Here is a 1,492-nt window from a genome sequence, read left to right as displayed (position 1 = left end):
CGGTCCGCGCAGCCCCCGACGGCGTAGAGGACTGAACGGAACCGGGTCAGGGGTCTACGGGCAGACGACCTCGTCGCCCTTCACCGCGCCGAACCTGCCCGGATCGGGCTCCTCGGCCCGGACTCGCTCGACCTTCCGGTAGTCCTCGCCCGCCGTCACCTTCATCGTGCCGCCCTGCCCCTTCACGGCCTTCAGCTCGGCCCCCGGCAGCGCCGCCGCCAGGGACTTCGCGGACCGGTCCCAGCGCGGGTCGTACGTGACCAGGGTGTGCTTCACGTCGCGCTGCGGTCCGGTGAGCGGGGCGCGGGTGGTGTTGAAGCCCGTGCCGTGCAGCGCGGTGTCGACCGTGGAGCCGAGACCGTCCTTGAGGGTCCCGTTGTAGACCTGGACCCGGATCTGCTTCGGCGGGATGTCGACCTTCTTCGCCGGAGCCTGCTTGGGCCGTGCGACGGTCAGCGGCTTGTCGTCCCGCAGTGCCTGGAACAGCTGTTTCGACTTCCTCGCGTCCCACTTGACCGTCGAGCCGATGCCCTTGACCTGGTACGCGACGTTGCCCATCGGCACCGACGTGAACTCCGACGAGGCGGCGGAGAAGCCCCGCATCGCCTGGCCCAACTCCAGCATCTGCTCCGTACCGAAGCCCTTGTCGGCCCGGACCGACTTCAGCATCGTCGAGGCGACCTCACGGAATCTCACCGGGTTCAGCAGCACCCCGCTGCTCGTCGCCTGCTTGATCAGCGAGGCCATGAACTTCTGCTGGCGCTGCATCCGGCCCAGGTCGGCGGCGCCGTCGATGTGCCGGGAGCGTACGTACTGGAGTGCCTGGCCGCCGTCCAGCTCATGGGGGCCGGCCGCGAGATCGAGACCGGTGTAGGAGTCCTTCATCGGCCGGGCGGTGCAGATCTTCACGCCGCCGAGGGTGTCGACCGTCGTCATGAAGCTGGTGAAGTCGACCTCCAGATAGTGGTCGATCTTGACGCCCGTCATGTGCTCGACCGTCCGCACGGTCAGATTCGGCCCGCCCTCGGCGTACGCGGCGTTCAGCTTCACCGGGTGGGCCGCGTGCTCCTTGCCCGTCGTCGCGTCCCGGTGCTCGGGGATCTCGGCGTAGCTGTCGCGCGGCAGGCTGACGACGCTGGCGCGCTCCTTGTCCGCGGACAGGTGCACCAGCATGATCGTGTCGGTGCAGTGGCAGGGTGCGCCGCCCAGCCGGTACTTCTTCTTCTCCGCCGCGGTGATCTTGTCGCGGCCGTCGGTGCCGACCAGCAGCAGGTTCATGCCGTTGCCGCCCGCGGGCCGGTTCTTCATGTCCTTGAACGGGTCGATCCGGTCGATCCCGGACTCCAGGTTGGTCACCACGGCGTGGCCGATGCCGCCCGCGCCCAGCACGAGGACGGAGAGCGTGGTCGCCACCCGCATGCCCCAGCGTGGCCTCTCGTCCCGCTTCCTCCTGGCCCGTCTGGGCTGCGGGGGAGCGGCACGGGGCCTCGGC

Annotated in this window: 1 protein-coding gene; it reads right to left on the bottom strand. The window is 69.5% G+C overall.

The window, feature by feature from the left end; genetic code table 11:
- Positions 1–54: 54 nt before the first annotated feature.
- A partial coding sequence (locus tag JGS39_RS39665) for an LCP family protein (protein ID WP_443742936.1) occupies positions 55–1,492 on the bottom strand: 1,438 nt, incomplete at its 5' end.

Source organism: Streptomyces poriferorum, assembly GCF_019399235.1.
GTDB lineage: Bacteria > Actinomycetota > Actinomycetes > Streptomycetales > Streptomycetaceae > Streptomyces > Streptomyces poriferorum.
The sequence above is the reverse complement of the archived record's forward strand: the minus strand, read 5'-3'. Positions and strand labels throughout refer to the sequence as shown.